The 19,242-nt window shown below is 45.8% G+C and carries 13 protein-coding genes; all 13 read right to left on the bottom strand.

Translation table 11 applies throughout. The features are described 5' to 3' along the window. Positions 1-45: 45 nt before the first annotated feature. Complete coding sequence (locus ACYVI9_RS18560; protein WP_460767811.1) at positions 46-1,131, bottom strand: sialidase family protein; 1,086 nt, start codon at positions 1,129-1,131, stop codon at positions 46-48. 267 nt (positions 1,132-1,398) lie between these two features. Continuing rightward, entirely contained in the window at positions 1,399-1,629 is a 231-nt protein-coding gene (locus ACYVI9_RS18555) for a winged helix-turn-helix domain-containing protein (RefSeq protein ID WP_460768016.1), read from the bottom strand. A 291-nt stretch (positions 1,630-1,920) separates the two neighbouring features. Continuing rightward, on the bottom strand, positions 1,921-4,299 hold the full coding sequence (locus ACYVI9_RS18550; RefSeq protein ID WP_460767808.1) for a glycoside hydrolase family 127 protein: 2,379 nt from the start codon (positions 4,297-4,299) through the stop codon (positions 1,921-1,923). Positions 4,300-4,354: 55 nt separating this feature from the next. Continuing rightward, on the bottom strand, positions 4,355-5,974 hold the full coding sequence (locus ACYVI9_RS18545; protein ID WP_460767805.1) for a glycoside hydrolase family 43 protein: 1,620 nt from the start codon (positions 5,972-5,974) through the stop codon (positions 4,355-4,357). 28 nt (positions 5,975-6,002) lie between these two features. Beyond that, complete coding sequence (locus ACYVI9_RS18540; RefSeq protein WP_460767802.1) at positions 6,003-7,778, bottom strand: glycoside hydrolase family 43 protein; 1,776 nt, start codon at positions 7,776-7,778, stop codon at positions 6,003-6,005. 107 nt (positions 7,779-7,885) lie between these two features. Then, positions 7,886-9,013, bottom strand: a complete 1,128-nt coding sequence (locus ACYVI9_RS18535; protein WP_460767799.1) for an alpha/beta hydrolase-fold protein — start codon at positions 9,011-9,013, stop codon at positions 7,886-7,888. 27 nt (positions 9,014-9,040) lie between these two features. Further along, complete coding sequence (locus ACYVI9_RS18530; RefSeq protein ID WP_460767796.1) at positions 9,041-10,216, bottom strand: alpha/beta hydrolase-fold protein; 1,176 nt, start codon at positions 10,214-10,216, stop codon at positions 9,041-9,043. A 28-nt stretch (positions 10,217-10,244) separates the two neighbouring features. Then, complete coding sequence (locus tag ACYVI9_RS18525) at positions 10,245-11,165, bottom strand: alpha/beta hydrolase (RefSeq protein WP_460767793.1); 921 nt, start codon at positions 11,163-11,165, stop codon at positions 10,245-10,247. Positions 11,166-11,279: 114 nt separating this feature from the next. Next, positions 11,280-12,653, bottom strand: a complete 1,374-nt coding sequence (locus ACYVI9_RS18520) for a glycoside hydrolase family 43 protein (RefSeq protein ID WP_460767790.1) — start codon at positions 12,651-12,653, stop codon at positions 11,280-11,282. A gap of 36 nt (positions 12,654-12,689) precedes the next feature. After that, entirely contained in the window at positions 12,690-14,093 is a 1,404-nt protein-coding gene (locus tag ACYVI9_RS18515; RefSeq protein ID WP_460767787.1) for a glycoside hydrolase family 43 protein, read from the bottom strand. 160 nt (positions 14,094-14,253) lie between these two features. Further along, positions 14,254-16,407, bottom strand: a complete 2,154-nt coding sequence (locus ACYVI9_RS18510; protein ID WP_460767784.1) for an endo-1,4-beta-xylanase — start codon at positions 16,405-16,407, stop codon at positions 14,254-14,256. Positions 16,408-16,432: 25 nt separating this feature from the next. Further along, on the bottom strand, positions 16,433-17,419 hold the full coding sequence (locus ACYVI9_RS18505) for a DUF5627 domain-containing protein (RefSeq protein WP_460767781.1): 987 nt from the start codon (positions 17,417-17,419) through the stop codon (positions 16,433-16,435). Between the two features lie 31 nt (positions 17,420-17,450). Next, positions 17,451-19,229: a RagB/SusD family nutrient uptake outer membrane protein gene (locus tag ACYVI9_RS18500; RefSeq protein WP_460767778.1), complete on the bottom strand. Its 1,779-nt coding sequence runs from the start codon at positions 19,227-19,229 to the stop codon at positions 17,451-17,453. Positions 19,230-19,242 lie beyond the last annotated feature (13 nt).

Raw genomic sequence — 19,242 nt, 5'->3', positions numbered from 1 at the left:
CGGTATTTACAATCCTGCGGTTTATAGGCCCTGACCCAACCGGCACTAGTCCGATACCAGTCGGCCTTTGATCATCCAGATTTCGGAAGCTCCCGCACTATAGGCATTGGTACTGGTGACCGCAATAATGGTATCGTCAGATAGAACCGCGAGGCTGTTCCAGAGCCCGGATTTACCGAAGGGAACCTGAAACGGGAGGGTGCGGCCGGCAAATCCCCTGGCCAGACTGTCTCCTATCATGACATTCATGACGGCATTTTTCAACTTGTTGCCGGGACGGCCTTCTGTCGACTGAAAGGACAAAATAGTTTCACCGGTAGAAAGCTGTCTCAGATAGGGCGCACCGGCATATACTGAATCTCCCAGCGGTTCAGACAAAGCATAATAACGGTTGGGGCTGTCTGCCCTTACTGTTTTCGCCCAGTTTTCATCCAGGGTATTGGTGATAATAAAGGGTTTGAAGTTCCCCAGCCCATTATCCTCAATGGCTACGGCGATCCGCCGATTGCCCCGTAGCAACAAAGGAACCGGCATCCCGTCCCTTTTACCAGACCGAAAGCTGATCATCCGGGGTGCAGCCGACCAGCTAGATCCATTGTCTGTTGAGCGAATCATGGAAATATCCTGCTCATCTGACGCCGTGTATATGCCTTCATTGGCAAAATACAGCTGGATGGAGCCGTCCGGCAATTGAATGGCTGCCGGTTCCCAGCAACCGTTTTCAAACTGATAACCGGCAGTATATACTTCCCTGAAGGATCCCCAGGTTTTTCCGCGGTCGTGGCTGATAGCGATTCGGATGCCAAATCTGCGGGCGCTGTCCATCTCATGGGGACGGGGATTGTACATGAGCAGCAGGTCCTGATTCGCCAGTTGGAGGATTTCGGGGACAGCCATATGGATCCCCTTTTCTTGTCCCGCAATGATTCTGGCATCAGCCCAGGATTTACCGCTGTCAGTACTTTTAACCTGCCAGATGCTCCCGGCAGCTTCATACACGCAGATCAATTCCCTGTTATCGAGCTCGATCAGACGGGCATACCCGGCGAAAGCATGTCTGGCCGGTGGCCCTGCAATTTTTACAAGGCTGCCTGTATCCCATCGTATAGTTTTACTTTTTGCAAGCGTCAAATCCCGGGAAGACGTCCGGACAGCATCTGCGTAATCAAGAGCCTGGCCGGCAGCCGATGTTAAAAAAACAAAAAATAGTCCTGCGCTTACTATTGTCTTTGCTAAATAATGGTCGATCAAGACCTTTGATATATGCATAGCCTGAAATGACATTTTCCCTGCAAGGCTACTAAAATTAAACGAACCCGAATATAACCGGAGAAATATCACCGATAATATGTTTGGAATGCAGCATGAGATTTGGTATTCCAATTGCAGGATCCACCGCTATGCAACAAAATAGCCTCTCTTTTTAAAATAAACTACAAATCCCTCTCTGCATAACATGCGGTAGGCCCGATTTAACGTATATGAACTAACATCTGCTCCTAACCGGGCGGTCGATGTGGGCAACTTTTCCCCGCTTTTGTACTCACCCTTCAAAATAGCCTGCAACATACCCTCTTTAATCTGTAGGTAAAGAAAGGAGCCGGCATTTTTTCTATTTTCAAATTTCAATTGCAATAATACAGTATTATTAAATTAGTACTTGACATATCTGGATGCATCAGGTCTACAATCCGATCCTTAGTCGGGCGACTGATTGGTTAATCCGGCCTTATCCTTTACGGTGCGCTCTAAGATGATATACATGGGATCAAAACCTGATAAATATCCTACTGAAATAGCAGGTAATCCCAGTGACTGCTCCCATGCCCTATCGATAAGGGGATGATGTAGCGGGATTAAGTGGATTCGGGCTTGTGACCAACAAAATCAGAATTAGCTCCAACAACGGCAACGATTCGGCTATGGTGTAATCAAACGCATATAATAGACAGGACTGCTGGCAGCACCTGCTTTTGCCTGAATCTTTATCCGAATCTGCTGCTTACCTTGCAGCATTGGACCCGGAATCTCGTATAGCTCCTCAAAAAACCGTGATTGATTCCACCTGTTCGTATTGTCAACCGAAACCAGTTTCTGATCATCAATATAAATATCAAAGACTCTTTTGTTCCATTCTGCGCCCCAATATCTCACCATAAGTCCCAGTTGGCTGCGATTTCCGGTTGAAACTAAGTAACTGAAAAACCCTCCATCAGATGCTTCCCGAAATGCCTGATTCTGCAAATTGCCTATCCTGGATTTCCCAGAAAGAATCAGATGATCCGCTTCCGGTTGTTGTTCTCCAGGAATAACAAAGTCAACTGTCCTATGCTCCAGATCGATTCGTTCTTTTTCTGCAGCTGCTATTGAATCTTTATAACTACCGTATTGGTCAGGAGTCAAGGCCATCCAGTACATCATATAACGGGCATCATGGATTCTGAAAAATGGTTCCAGAACCAGGTTCGAATCATTCATTATTTTCTGATCAGCAAACCTAAATTGCAATGGTTTGCCTTTTATCGGAACAAGATGACCGGCAATACTTTCAACTGAGTCGTCAATCAAAACAGGGGCTTGATCAATTGGCAGTTTATCACCTCCCGGGATATGACTCCATCTGCCATCATCAGCAATTAACCCTTTAAGATCCTGAATGCCGGTCTTCGCTCCCAACAGCACGGGGCCGTGCATAAAAGCAATATACGCTTCCACATGAGGCAGGTGCTCAATGGTCGTCCGCATGGGTAAATGAATTTCAATTTTATCTCCCTTGCTCCAGTTTCGTTCAATACCGATATAAGAAGATGGCTTTTGCTTATATACAACCGGCTTCCCATTCACTAAAATTTTAAGGGCGTCTTTCTTTACCCAACCGGGATATCGAACCATCAGGGTAAACCTGGCCCGTCCACCAGTAATAACAAGGGTTGTTCTGTCCTCGTTGGGAAAAGAAGTCCGCTGTTCCAGGCTAATACCTAACGCATTCCAGCGAAGTTGAGATGCAATAAATAGGTTTAGAAATAAGGAATCATTCCGATGAGAATAGATTTGCTCGGCATATTTGCCATGATTCTCCATACCACTGCCTACGCAACACCACATCGCCTTATTCACTGAAGAATATACCCGGTAATGTCGCGGACGGGCAGGCGTAAAATATACAAAGCCACCGTGTACGGGATGCTGCGTGGAAAGTATATGATTATAGAGCGCTCTTTCATAAAAATCCATATAGCGGGCATCGGGCTGCATTCGAAACAAATCCTGAGATAGTTTCAGCATATTGTACGTATTGCAGCTTTCGGGTCCTTCGACATCATTTATAAAGTCTGTATTGGCTGCCGCCGCCGGAAAAAATTCTCTCCTGCTATTACCTCCATGAGCCAGCGACCGATTACCCGTTACGGTTTCCCAAAAAAACACGCTGGCCGTTTTATATTTCGGATCACCAGCCATTTCCCCTATTCGGGCAAAGCCAATGACTTTCGGCACCTGCGTATTTGCATGCAGGTTGTCAAGTTTATCGATTCCCCCGGATAAGGGGTCCAATAATTCATGATGAGAAAAGCGTTTGGCAACATTAAGGTATTCCGTGTTACCGGTCATTTGAAAGGCATCGACAAATATCTCATTCATTCCACCATGTTCACTGGCCAACATTAACTGCATCTGTTGATTCGACAAGCCTCGGGTCAAATTAACTGCCCATTCACAGAACTTTAAAAACAGCTGCCTGGCCTGTTCTTCACCAGCATACAACCATGCATCCCTCAAACCAGCATACATTTTGTGTACATTGTACCAGGGTACCCAAAATTTCCAGATCACATCTATGTCTCCGGCTTTTACTTTTGGCCACAGCTGATACCCGGCCGGCACGGCTCCCAGATATCCATTTGCCCAATCGGGATACCTGCTGGCATTGGCATCCTGGCAATCCTTCAATTCAGCAAGCATGTATTGCATCCGTTGCTTACATGCCAGATTTCCGGTAGCTGTATAGTTTATCGCTAATGCAGATAAATAATGACCGGCTATATGACCATCCAAACCCGCCCAATTAGGATAGCTGCTGGCCTTGGGTGGCAATCCTGCCTGTTTCCGGTATCCGGCCAGTAAACGATCCACATCATATTGTAAAAGCACCTTGATATTCAAATCACGCGCCTGTTGAAAAGGACCATTCAGCAAGCTGACATCACCTAATGCAAACGCATTGACATAAAAATCCTCCTGCCCCCTGCTGTCTTTGACAAAAAAACTGATACAGATACCCAACACGACCATCTTTCGCATAAAGCGTCTATTCAATGATAATGACCCGGCAGCGCAATTGAATGATATACGAAGTTTATTTCTCACTAACGGTGAATTTAAAAAAATCTACGTCCACAAAACCGCCTAAAGATCGGGTGGCATAATTAAAAATGGCAAATCTTGTGCCCATAAAAAATTTACGATAATCAAAAATCATTTTATACTCCGGCCCGATTTTCGTCCACTGCTTTCCGTCTGTACTATAGTAGAAGTTCGCATAATCCTTACCCAGTGTAAAGTCACCGTCTATTCTCAGATACACCAGGTCCTGTTGCAAGGCAATACGCGCAAGCTGTTCAGACTGCACATGGGTCACATCCTTGTCCTTATCGGAAAGTTCCACAATATTGGATGACATGGTCAGGTATTTACGCCCGGCTTCCATAGAAACAGCTAATATACCTGAATGCCCATTGAAAGCACTAAAGCCGGACACATCCCCCTCTTTCATCCCTGAGACATCCAACAATATTGAGCCGCTACATTGGGGTCCCATCATACGTTGGGTTATAGTATTCGGCGCTAAATACAAGTTAGGAACGACCCGTGAGGTGCTTAATCTTAAAAAACCGGGACGTTCTGTCAGCGACCAGGAACGGTTGACAGGATTATGGTTCCATTGCCAGTTTATTGCTAATTTGCTTCCTGAAAAGTCATCACTTTTCACAACCCGACTTCCGATGTCATATGGCTGTAAGGAGGTCGATGCATTCAAAGGCACTTTACCTTCTGCCGTCCCCAGCATGGGCCACCCGTCTACCCAGCGTACCCGCATTAATAATGGCACCCTGCCGACGCCATTCCGGTCCTGGAAAATCAACCCATACCAGTTGCCATAGATGTCGTCAATAATACAACCCTGAGCTGCAAAAGAAAATCCGGCAAATTCATCTTCCAGGATTACTTTCTTTTCATAGGGGCCGGTAATATTATCAGCCCTATAGCAAAGTTGCCGGCGGGGTTTTCCTCTGGGCCAGGATATCATCAGCAGATAGTACCTGCCCTTATACTTGATTACCTGATTGCCTTCCAGCAGACCGGTTTCTTCCGCGTCCTTTTTAAATATATCCTGGTTGATACCTCCTGGCTGAATGCCGGTAAGATCTTTTTTAAGCTCAATTACCCTGGTACCGGTAAATACGAAAGGGCGGTCATCGTCATCAAAAAACAATGAGGCATCATGAAAATGTGGTGTACGGGAGACGAGTTGCCATTTCTCCGTTTCCGGATCCGCAGTGGTATAAATATAGGCGCGGAATGGTTGATCATTTGGAGAAAACAAAACATAGTACTTTCCCTTATGATAACGGATAGAAGAAGCCCATTGCCCCCGGCCATATACCGTACCATTCAACAGGTTATACTTGGAATTATCTGAAAGGCTGTCAAAAACATAACTCACCGTTTCCCAATGCACCAGGTCCTTTGACTTCATAACAGGGGCGCCGGGCATCAGGTGCATCGTCGTACTAATTAAATAATAATCATTCTCATTTCGCACAACCGATAAATCCGGCATATCCGCCCAGATAACCGGATTTTTAAAGGATGTTGTGTCCCCCGGCGGTGATGGGACAGCCGAAACGGTACGGGAGGGCCCATTACATGCCGTGACCAGGGTCATACCCAACAAAATATACAACAGTTTACACATTATAACTTGTATTAGAATTTAATCACCACTAAGGATGAATGTCATTGCCTGAAGTGGCATATAGGCCGATTAAGGCACCCGTAAAACCTCCGGCAACATTCGTCGATAAGATATCGCCCGAGACGGTGCCCCCGAGGTTCTTAAAATCCGAGCCGTTGAAGGAATAATTAAAACTGTACCCATCCTCCTGATCAGCGACTACCTGCAGCCGTATGGGTTGCTTCACATCAATTTTCACATATCCGATAATTGAGGTTTTGGGCGGTACGCCGGGACTCGGGGGACCCTGCCGCCGTTGCTTTTCAGTTCTGGCAAGGACCAGTATTGCATCATTGCCTTTCCTGGTAACACCAAACACGTAGTTAAAGGATTCGCTCTGGTAGCAGGTAATCCCGGCGAGATCATCGGCTGATCGGGGTTGGTAAGACATCGTAACACTGCTCTCGAAACCAGCATGTTGCTGTCTGTGGAACAAAGCCGCTATTGGAGCCAGCGCTTTGATATTCTCTGTGTAAGGTTTAATGGCAACGCCCCCCTTGACCGATTGCACAATAAAAGACTCACGCGGCCCCCGCATGGCAATCCATCTGTAATCTAAAGCAGGCGCAGTAAAATTATCGGCAAACTTAAAATTACCATTGGGGAAATAATCATCCTGTCCGGTAAGATTCTTAGTTCCTTCAGGTAATTTTAATTTAGGTTGCATCGGAACCAATCCATTTTCAAACACGGGATAGGTACCGCTCCAGTCCACTGGAAGTATAAAAGTTTCCCGGCCGGTATTAACGCGGTCTTTGGCATTTGGCCGAATGCCCAGAAAAACTGCATAGTATTTGCCATCTTTACCTTCTACAAGATCAGCATGCCCCGCCCAGTCGATTCGATTTTTTCTATCTTTCGGAAAATACCTTTGGGTCAGGATTGGGTTATTAGGTGCCGGTTGGAACGGACCTTTGGGGCTATCGCTCATAAAAATAACCTCGCTGTGCCAATCACCGGTACCCCCCTCTGCGCACATCAAATAGTATTTTCCATTCTTCTTATACATATGTGGCCCTTCAATCCATATTGGCTGCTGCCGGATATCCACACCCCCGTTTACCAGTATAACATCCGTTCCGGGAATAATTTCATCCTTCCGGGTATCGTATTCCCAGAGTTTGATCACCCGGTGCCCATTATAAAGTTCTTTGCCGGGATCAGGGGCATCATTATGAACCAGATAGGCTTTACCATCATCATCAAAAAACAGGCATGGATCGATTCCATTGAATTTCAATTTTTTAACTTCACCCCAACCAATAAATGGATCCTTGGTTTTTACTACCATATTTCCAATACCACTGGCTATCTGGGTCGTAATCATATAAAATGTCTGGTTCTGCTTATTGTATTTAATGGAAGGCGCATAAATTCCCGCGGAAACACCGGCATTTTGAACTTTTAACTGAGATGGTCTGTCAAGAACATGGCCTATCTGCTTCCAGTTCACCAAATCGGTAGAGTGGAAAATGGGGACACCCGGAAACATGGAAAAAGAAGAATTCACCAGGAAATAATCGTCACCCCGGCGTACAATACTTGGATCCGGATAGCAGCCCTGTAGAATCGGGTTATAGAATTCGTCTGCATCCAACGGATTGTTGTTATATACCGCATCATTCCCCTTATATTCATAGTTGGTGAACAGGGGTGCCCCTCCAATCGCGGTTGAACGCTTCCTATTCTGGGCTGATAAATTGCTTAATGAACCAATTACCACAGCGAGCAATAACAAGACCGATCGGTTTCGATTTACCTTCATAATTAACATTTTTCTATTTTGTAACTTTCTATACGCATTTCTAAATTATACAACTACAGTTTCCACCAGGCTTACTAAGGTTTGACCTCCGCCCGGAACAGAAGAACTCAGTGCTTTGATGCATTTGTCCTGAACAACATAGGTGCCAGTTGCGCCAGGCTTCTCCGCCAGGTTAAAAATTCATGCCCCGTACCTTCTGAAATATAGGAAACAACATTAAATCCGTCGGCTTTCAGGTTTCTGACCGCATTATTTAAACCTTCTACATTCTCTTTACTACCGCAGCTTAAAAACACCAGTTCCGGAGTTAATTTCGCTGATTTTAATTCCGCAGGTGTATATACACCGCCGCTCAATAACCCGTAATATGAAAAAATACCCGGGCTGGTCAGCGAAATCATTTTTGTTTCCATTCCGCCCATTGAGAGTCCCGCCAGCGCTCGGTTGGATGGATCTGCCAAAGTACGAAACCGGCCATCTACATAGGGAATTAATTCTTTTGTCAATACTGTTCTGAATGAATCTATCTTGAACTCACGAATGAAACCCCATTTGATCTCATTGGTCATGCCGTAAGTCATCACAACAATGAATGGCTTCACCTTTCCGGCAGCGATCAGGTTGTCCATAATTAAATTGACAAAGCCCTGATTGATCCAGGCGGTTTCATCTTCGCCCCAACCATGCTGCAAATATAATACTGGAAAACGCCGATTATTATCGTCTTCATATCCCGGGGGAGTATAGACATAGGCCCTGCGTGAAGTATATGTACTCGGTGAGGGAAACAGCACCTGCGTTACATGACCATGCGGAACGTCTTTCAAGCTGTAGAAATCCCGGTCAGAAGCGGGGATCTCAATTCCACTCTCCAATCGTGCGGAGCTAAAAAAGCTTCGCGCTCCGGGATCATTGAACCGACCACCATCTACTATTACATGATAATAATGGAATCCTTCGTCCAGCGGACCTGAGGTTGTGCCGGTAAAAAAACCTTCGGCGTCTTTTCTAAGAACAGTTCCACCGTGGCCGCCCAATCCCAAACTAACTTTGACACTATCCGCATTAGGGGCGAATATCCTAAATCTCGCATAACCCTGAGAATTAACCTGTGGAAATTGCGCGTGAGGCTGATTCAGTATGGAAGGTTCAAAGTCCTGTTTTATCCCCTGAGCCAGGGTCGCATAGGTAAACAAGATAGCGACCATCATAAAAGACTGATATCTGATATTCATAATTTGGCGTTGTATTAAAATAAACATTTACTTAAATAATTGTGTGGCGTATTCCCGCAGGCATCTGCGCCATGTAAGCCATTCATGTGAAGTGCCCTGAGATTCGAAGTAGGTATAACGGATATCCGCATTGTCCAGCATGGTCCTAAAAGCACCTATGGAAGCTGGAAAAGGATCTGGTTCTTTGGTGCCCGCCCCCAACCAGAAAAGCCGGATCTTACTATTGACCGCCTTCGCATCGGCAAAAGCGCCCTGCATAAATATATCCCGATCAATCGGAGTTGTATTCGGATAATTTGATGTTCCGCTAAAGGCGCCGATCCAGGAAAATGTATCAAGATGCTTCATGGCAATCTGTATGGTCTGGTTGGCCCCCATAGAAAGACCTGCAATCGCACGGCTATGACGGTTGTTAATCGTTCGAAACGAAGCATCCACCATTGGAATAACCTCGTTGATCAGCACTTTTTCAAAAGGAAACGGGCCTGTAGGTGCAGATGTCGCTCCAGAACCTGCCAGTTGCGCGTATCCATTCTCCATTACAATTATCATTGGGACCGCTTTGTCCATGGCAATAAGGTTGTCCAAGATAAGATTTACCTTTCCCTGAACTGACCATCCGGTCTCGTTCTCGCCACTGCCATGCAATAAATATAAAACCGGATACCGGGTGGCACTATTTTGGTCATAACCCGGCGGTGTATATACCATACGGCGGCGCCAGCTATCGGTAAGTCTGGAAAAGTATACCTGTTGCCGGATCTGACCATGGGCAATATTTTTGAGCGCATAAAAATCCCGATCTTTCGCAGGCACTTCAACACCGCTACCCCAGCGCCCGGCGCCGTAAAATATCAAACTACCCGGATCCGGCATTGGAACACCGTTCACCAGCAATTGATAATAATGAAATCCCTGGTCCTGTGGGTCGGATTCTCCTAACCAGAAACCTTTCTCATCTTTTACCATATCATATCTCTTTCCGCCGATATCCAGTTGCACCCGATCAGCCGCTGGTGCCTGTATTCCGGTGCGCACGCTGCCCTCGGCGCTGACCTGGGGAAACCGGCTGCCAGGCTGCGCGGTTGGAGATATATCAAAACCATCATCATTCCCGATTTGTGGATAACAGAGACCGCCGGTAAGTAAACAAAAAAACAGTATAAACGGCATCTTCAAACTGCTTCGCATCTTCCTATTCATAAAAAATATTTTACATGTTTAATTTTCATCACTCAGGCTGCTGACCTCCCGGCTTATTAATATTTACACGCGGCTTGACTGACATTTTCCGGTACGCAGCAAAACTGGAAGGGTCTACCTTCTTAAAAAGCAGTTGGGAATACATATACAGTCCATTCTTCCACACCTTAAAATCATGCCCTCCGGGTTCAATAAAATAAATATGAGGCACAGTTTTTTCCTTCAGATAGTCATGCGTACGCCGACTGAATGAAATCAGTCCATCACTGGCACCACAGGAAATAAACAGCAGTTTCAGATTTTCTCGTGCCTGGTCAGGATCGGGCAAAAGCTGCTGCGGAGGCCTGGTATTCGGCGCCGAGGAAAACCCGGCCACCCAGGCAAACAGATTTAAATTACCCAAACCAAAATTCAGGGACTGTCCTCCTCCCATGGAAAGTCCGGCTATCGCCCGAAAACGGCGATCCGATTTTACCGGATAAGTTTTCTCAATAAAAGGTATCAGGTCATCGATCAGGTCCCTTTCAAATTTCGAAAAAGCCTGCACCTTTTCCGGAGCCATGATATTGCCGACCGCTCTGTCATCTTTCATTGCGCGCCCATTTGGCATAACGATGATCATGGGCTCCGCTTTGGCGTCAGCATACAAATTATCCATTATGATTTGAGGGGTCCCTCCGTTGAGCCATTCCTTCTCATCACCACCTATACCATGCAGCAGATAAAGTACCGGATAAGTTTTGGTTTTCGAGAACCCGGGGGGTGTATAAACCGTGGCCTGTCTATCGTTACCTACGGTTTCGGACCAATACCGGATCGTCTCAATTTTTCCGTGTTTTATACCGCTGCGTAACTGATCAAAGCCTTCAGCTGCGGGCTGTATTACCTTTTGAGCTGCCAAGGGGAAAAAGGCCAGGGTTGCACAAACTAAAGTCAAGACATGTTTCATATTAACTTGATTTCTGAGTTTTACTTATATATAGCCGAAGGCTATCTTTTCGCCAACCTGCAGACTTATAGCAAGCCGGTATTCAACTTTTCAAAACAGAACGGGTTCCTGGCATCATGAGAACTGCTCATAAGCAGCCATCCAGTAATCAAAATGCAAAATATCTGCTGCAGCTTTGCCGCGGAAAACAAAACAAATATCCCTGATACCGGTAAGTGCCCGCACCGGCATACTACAGATAGCCCAATGGTCGGAGCCGCCGGTATTAGGTACTGACACAGTGCCGATCAGGGGACCGTCCACACTGTTTAAACGCATTTCGATTTCGACATGGCTATTATGGCTGGTTGCCGCACGTAACTTAATTACAGATGCGCCCGTCTTGCCAAAATCGACAGATCGTACTTTGGTATAAGCCCCGTCCCCGACCGCAGTTATAAAAACCCCTGCTTCCTGACTAAATGCGGTTATCACATGCTCGGAAAATGAAATGGTCTCCGCCTCAGTTTTCTGATACGGGTTCAACGGGACCAAAGCCGCGGCTATCCCCGGCTTCATTTTCATCGGTATAATCGCACCGTCCTTATTAAATTTCATTTCCTGTACACAAATAGACCTGGTAAAACCGCTGCCACCGGGTAGCGCTCCATTATGATAGAATAAATACGATTTTCCGTTAAAGTCAATCAATCCGGGATGATTAGTAAAACTTCGGCCCTCCGGTGGCATGATCATTCCGCCATACTTCCAGGGTCCTGCCGGGCTGCTGCTTGTCGAATAACCCAAATGCTCCGGGATGGGCCCTCCAGCCCAGAGCAAATAGTATAAATCCTTTCTCTTGTACAGCCAGGGCCCTTCTTCATATAGGGTGGGACGTTCGTTAATGTTGCCCGCTCTGCTGCCAAATGCGGTAGCTTGCATGGGTAAACGAACGACTTCGCCTGAATAACTGATCATATCCTCATTCAGTTTTACAAATTTACAATCCGGGTTACCCCAATAGAGATAGGCCGCTCCGTTGGCATCCACGAATGCCGTCGGATCTATATCGCCCCGTTCTGTTTGTACCAGCGGCTTTCCCAGGGGATCATAAAACGGACCAAAGGGAGAGGTAGCGACAGCAACGCCAATAGCGGGCCGATTATTAAACCTTGAAGTCAAAGTCACATAAAAGTAAAACTTACCATTGCGTTCTATGCATTGAGCAGCCCATGCATCACCCTTTGCCCAACCAAACATTTTGTAATCCAAAACAGCACCATGGTCTGTCCAGTTAACCATATCCGCGGTACTGTACAAACGCCATTTATTCATCGTAAACCAGGTTGAGTTATCCTCATCCTGCCCGGTATAGAGATAAACCCGCTGCCCGTAAACCAGGGGCGCAGGATCAGCAGTATATGAAGTCTGTATGATAGGATTCTGTCCCACAGCGGTGTGAAATAAGAACAACAACCCAAAAATCAATGTACTAACGGGGTTCTTCATAACCAAATCATTTTTTTGTTACCCAATGGAAGCTTATTAATGATTAAATTGCCACCAGTCGAAGTTAGACAGCCTTCGAATTGCCGTAAGATTATTGGCATTAAAATAGAATACCAGATCCTGCACACCTTGTACAGGCTGCAATAAATCCAATGTGAAAGTTTTCCATTGATCCCATCCGCCGGTAGCCTTTAATTCAATGGTCGCCAGTTTCCTGCCTCCAATACTATCTATATAGACCTCAAGGAAACCACCATTGATCGCTGAAGCGAGGCTGGCAGAAAAAGTCCGGGGAGGAGTATCCCCAAAATCCACCCGACGGACTTTGATGGAGGATTTAACATGTGTATCTGTTACATAAACATTCCCCAATCGGTCCTGTTCAGTTTTACATTTGGTGGCCCAGGCAATAGTTTCTGCCTGTGTCCGGTTATAGGGATCCAGGGTTCCAATAGGCGCAACACCCTCCTTGGTCATACTTATGCGGGGAATTGTCCCATCTTCATTGTAAGAAAAACGCTCAATGGCTGTAGCTCTTCCATAACTGCCACCTCCTGGTAACAAACCGGTATGGTAAAACAAGTAGGATTGTCCGTGGAAGTCCACAACGCCGGCGTGATGCGTAAAGCTATTGGTGGCCTGGTCGACCATGATCCGGCCTTTGTACTTCCAGGGCCCTACCGGCGATTTACTCATCGAATAGGAAAGGCATTCGCCCCCCTTTTCAAAACCAGCAAATAAGAGATAATAATTGTCCTTTCGCTTATACAGCCAGGGGCCTTCAACATATACATCTTTGGGAGCGATGGTGCTGTCTGGCTCGCCCGCCGGTGCATTCCTGGGCCGTCTAACGCCTCCAAAAGCTTCGGCAGTTTGCGGTATTTCCACGATATCACCGGAATAGGAAATCATATCCTGATTGAGCTTTACATAAAATAGCGATCCATTTCCCCAGTACAAATAGGCCTGGCCGTCATCATCAATATACGGGCTGGGATCTATGTTGGACCAACTGCCATTGGCAATCAATGGCTTACCCAACGCATCTTTAAAAGGCCCGGTAGGCATGTCCGCTACTGCTACTCCGATAGCCATCCCGTTATGAAGCGTCTGAAGACAGACGTACCAATAAAACTTTCCGCCCCTTTCTATACATTGCGAAGCCCATGCACGGTCTACAGCCCAGGAAAAAGTTTCAATTGAAATGGGCACGCCATGATCGGTCCAGTTGATCATATCCTGTGACGAAAAAGTCCGCCACCGAGTCATGCTGTAAAAACCGAGGCCTGGCACATCATCACCCGTATAGACATAAATCCGATCTTTATACACCATTGGAGCAGGATCCGGCGTATAACTGGTCTGAATGATGGGATTTTGTGCATGGCCGGCAAATAGAAAATATCCGAGCACAGAAAATAATACCAAAAACTTCTTCATAATTATAATCTTAAAAAATACTTGTTGATACCCGACTTTTACAGACGCATACCATTTATTCGCTAACCGAAGCGCAATTGTATGGTACGATCCCACCCTACTGACGCTGATTCACTCAACCGACATTTATGGCAGCCGGCGATAAGGCCCCTGCTTACCGTCATTTGCCCGCCTTATTTAAAAGGGCCCCGGCCGCCGCTTTATACGCTGACTTTCTGACAAAATTCTCAGTCCAAAGTCCCACAGGTTCACCTGCACGCCAACCAGATTCAGCGGGACTATCGGTGGGGCTCCATATAGTTATGCCATAACGTTGTTCGGACGGTATCAAATCAAAGTACTGTTCAATTACGTACTTATACATCTCCGCCTGGGCTTCATACTGAGCTGGCGTTGCGTCCGCTGTCTTTGTACCGTTACCCAGTCCAATATCCAGTTCAGAAACTTTGATAAGTTTGCCCGTAGCGGCTAGCAATTTAAAATGAGCTGCAATATTCTCTTTGTTTGTATTTATATCAATATGCATTTGCGTACCGATACCATCCACCTGAACGCCCTTAGTTTCTATATAGTCGACATAGGCTATAATACCTTTGCACTTCTCTAAATTGTACTCAAGATTATAATCATTAATAAACAAAGTATCCTTGGGATTACCATATTTTCTGGCAAACCGGATTGCCTTCACTGCATAATCTTTACCCAGATAATCCTGCCAGTAAAATTCATCCGAATTCATAGCTGCTTTCCCAATACCGGTTTTCAGTTCAAATGGTCTGCCATCATCCATGGGCTCATTTACTATATCCCAGGCAGTGACATGCCCTTTAGCTACTTCCATCATGCCCTTGATCCAATCCTCCATAGCAGCGGTGATTATAGAATCCTTTTGTTGGGGAGTTTTCTCAATGATCTGATCTTTTGCACCACCGTAACCTTCTCCCTCAGCTGACAAAAACCGCGTCGAATTATTCCCCCATCCGGTCCAGCTGTTCATTCCGGTTTCGAAATCTCCACCTGGAATTACACTGGCATTACTTCCTGCAGGCGTCAGGGTGACATTATCTATATACACCGTACCTTCAAAATCTCCAAAACTAATAACCAATCTGTTTCGGTCCGCCTTATTGGTTGTGGCCTTCAATTCATATTCCTGCCAGGCAGGACTAACTGCAAAAGTCCCAAAACTGTTAGAAGAATAATCCGACGAGGACTGCATTTCTGCTCTTATGGTTCCGGCAATATTTGCTTTGGCTGCAAACTTCAACACATACTCCTGGTTATTCTGTAACGCCGGTACATCATAGGCAACCTGTGCTTCCCAAAAATTAACAGCCGAAGGATTTGAAAAACCATAGGCATAGCCAGCATTCCCGCTTCCCTTTTCGTTATACTTCTTCAGTGATATATTGTCAAAATAATAGCTGGTGGCAGTTTTTCCAAGATTAAAAGCTATGGCACCAGCGGAGGCCATATCCGAAGTAATGGTAATCTGTTTTTTGTAGGTTGACCAGGTCACTGAGGATGCAATAGATCCGAAAAAGTCCCAATATTTATAAGAATAGGGCACGACATGCGCCTGCGTGCTAAATGTCGCCGGTGCATCTGACCGGACATCAACACTGAATTCGTATTGTTCTCCGATTTGTACCGCCGGTGAAAACTTTATAAAAAACTGAGCATCCCAATCATTTTCACGGACTTCCGCATTGGTTATTTTCAAAGCCCGTCCGGAGCCTCCGGCACCCTGTCCCGATGGCGTAAATGAAATTACGGCATTGGCATTTGATTCAAAATTGGCGGCAGCATCCGTTTCAAAATCAGCCTGAGTCACGATATCCCAGGTAGGCAAACTGGTCCCGGGTATTATTATGGGATCAATTAGTTTGTTGAGATAGGATGCATTCTGATTGGCATGCCAGCAGAGCGTATGACCATAAACACGCATCCCTGCCGTCTGCGCCAAATCCAACAAACTTTTAACACCCTCAAGGTTCAGACGCCCATCTCCCTGCACCACAGCCCCGTGTTTCATTTCATAGCCTAATACAATTTCATCAAAATTCCTGTTCGCCAATCTGAAAATAACATCCTTATTCACATAGGGTGTCAGGGAAAGCGCCACCCCTAATTTGAAATAAGGATTAGTGGAACGGTTGATGAAACTTTTCAAAGGGGCATAGGAATCAATATCTTCTTGAACCAGGAGGCTTTCCGGCTTATTTACAGCAAACTGGCTTGCTTCAAATTTGGCACAAGATCCGATTCCTACCAAAAGACAGAGTGCGCCAACAAATATTTTACAGTTTCTCATAATTCTCAATTCTAAGCGTTAATAATTATTTGTCCACAGGCGTAAAAGTCTCCATTGTGACCGTACGGTCACGCATTACCAGTGTATCACTGGTTATGACATGAAACGAAGCAGCGTCGATTTCATAGGACAGATACAAGGCATCCCTGTCTTTACTCCCCCAGCTATTCTTTTCACCTCGTTTTATAAAACTGCCTGTCCCTTGCGCTGTAACATCGCTCGTACCGGAGCTAACGGTGCAATTTCCATTCGCGTCAAATTTCAAAATCAACCTGATATAAACATTATTCCCGTCTTTGTCCCTGACAACTACGGGAAAGGCCAATTCCGACATGGATACCGTAGTAAGTAAATTCACTTCATCCTTTTCCACGTATTGTGCGTGACGGGTAACGGTGGTCTGGTAAGGTGTGGCAACATTCTTTATCGTAAGCATATCTTTCCCCCGGCGCAGGTAATTACCATGCCAGGGATTAATATACTTTAAGCCATATAATATATAGTCCTTTCCGGCAAGTATACTGTCTGCATGCAATACCCCAGTCATCCGCAACGGAATGACATAGGTATTCTTGATAGAATTAGGATCTGCGAAGAACGCGTCAGTAAGTTGGACTTCAACGCCCCCTGAAACAGTACCTGCGGGAATCTTAATTATATTGGTCTGGAGCGAATAGTAGTTGGCAGGCATCGGAATGATATCCCCCTTTCCCGCACCGAAAAGCTTGCCTGTCGTCAGGGAATTATCCACTTCAACTGAAATCATCACATCTTCGGGGCTGGAATAGACCCCACCCGTCGCTGCATAAATCTCACATTTATGCGCATTGTCAAGATCCGTATTTACATTCTGATCTTCACCTAATGTAATGGTGCGCACCGGACCCTGATAAGCAAAATACACAGTTTGGTATTTGAAGTTGGGAAACGACCTGTCTTTATTGGTACAAGCCAGCCCCAGGCAAGCCAGCAATACATAACAAATGGATATTCTCATTTTAAATAATTTCATGTAAACTTTATTTTTCAGACACCATATACATTTACCAGCCCTTATTCTGTTGCAGTGCCGGAAACTTTAGTATTTCGGAATACGGTATAGGTCCATAGATCATATAGCTTTGATACAGCCGATCCTCTACAGTGATTTTGGAATAGCTATTGTTCTGTATGCTTATACCATGAACAGGATCATTTAATTTTGCGTCCCAGCGCCGTAAATCCCAGAACCGATGTCCTTCAAAACATAATTCCAGCCGGCGTTCATTTCTAATCAGCGACCGCATTGCCTGCTGATCACCTTTGATGGATTCCAGATAAGCATCTCCGTTATCCACTCCAATACCTGCCCTTTTCCGGATGAGCCTGATCACATCATAGGCGGAATAAGCGTTTCCGCCATTACCCAGGGGGCCCCATGCCTCGTTGGCTGCTTCAGCATATGCCAGGAAAATCTCTGTGTACCGGATATGAGGTTTGTAGTGACGCTGTCCACTGGGGGACGTGGGATTCAGGTTCACATCCTGGCGCAGCAGTTTGCGCAGATAATATCCGGTTCTGGTCGAAGTTTCCACTTTATTCAATCCGTCATTGGTTGAAGCATCAGCAGCCGAGTTAATAACCGTATTATTTACACCCGCCGTGCTTCCGTTTATCAACACAAATAGTTTCAGACGGGGATCCCGGTTCGCATACGGATCATTTTCACTATATCCGCTGGAAGCTTCCCCGATAGGAAATCCGTTGTTCATCGGAAAAGCATCTACCAGATCCTGTGTGGGATTTATTCGTCCGTCTCCAAAAAGTGTAGGAGGAAAATTCGAAGCCTCCAGGCTATTGCTGTTATCCGAATAATTATTCCTCCATAAAATTTCCGGAGGATTGGTTCCATCTTTTAAATTAGCAATTTCAGCACTATTAGAATACCAGGTAAGTCCGTTGGCCGCCAGACTACCGATCCCTCCTTTCAAATCAATTACATCCGCAGCATAGTTGGCAGCATCCGCCCAGGTAACGCCACTTTCGGAACTAAATGCAGGGCTCGCGGCCATCAGTGCGGCCCTGGCCTTTATGCCCCTGACAATGCGCTCCGTCATGAGCCCTCCAAATGCCGCCCCGAATACCCTGTTGTATTGAACCGTCGAAATATTTCCAAACTTCGGCGGCACCGAACTCCCATCGGCCAGGTCGACATAATCCAAAGGAAGCAGCAACATGGCCGAATCAAGGTCCTTATACATTTGGTCGATACATTGTTTGAAAGTGGCCCGAGGCTGATTAAAGTCGGACTGTGGTGTTTGTGAGGATAAAAAAATGGGGACGCCCAAAAACGAACCCTGCTCCGATATGCCGCCATGTGCCTGCAGCAGATGATACATAAAAAGCCCTCTCAGTGCATAAGCTTCTCCGCGTATGCGCTGCGCAAACAAATGACTGGCTGTCTCATCATTTACCCATTTCACTTTATTGACCTCTTCCAGCATAATATTGATATACTGTATGGCAGCAAAACTGTTCTGCCATTGATTAATCATATTATTATTAGCAGCCGTCCATTGGCCCGTAGCCAATTTTAAATAGCCATTATTCCTGTCATTGGTTACAGCGTCATCGGTAGCTACATCATTAAAAGACCAACCGTTGGTCGGAATACGATTGTAGCCGTTCAGCAGGATCCCGAAGGGGAATCGGGCATCACCCGGGATATAGGCATTGGGATCCAACTGGCGGTTATTTTCTATCTCTGGTTCCAGAAGATCTTTCCCACAGGAGCTAAGTGCTACAATTATAAATGCCAGAATGATCAGTATATTCTTATTCATAATCTCTTGATTT

The sequence above is a fragment of the Niabella terrae genome (genome assembly GCF_054783135.1).
This window is presented reverse-complemented; position numbering and strand designations above follow the sequence as displayed.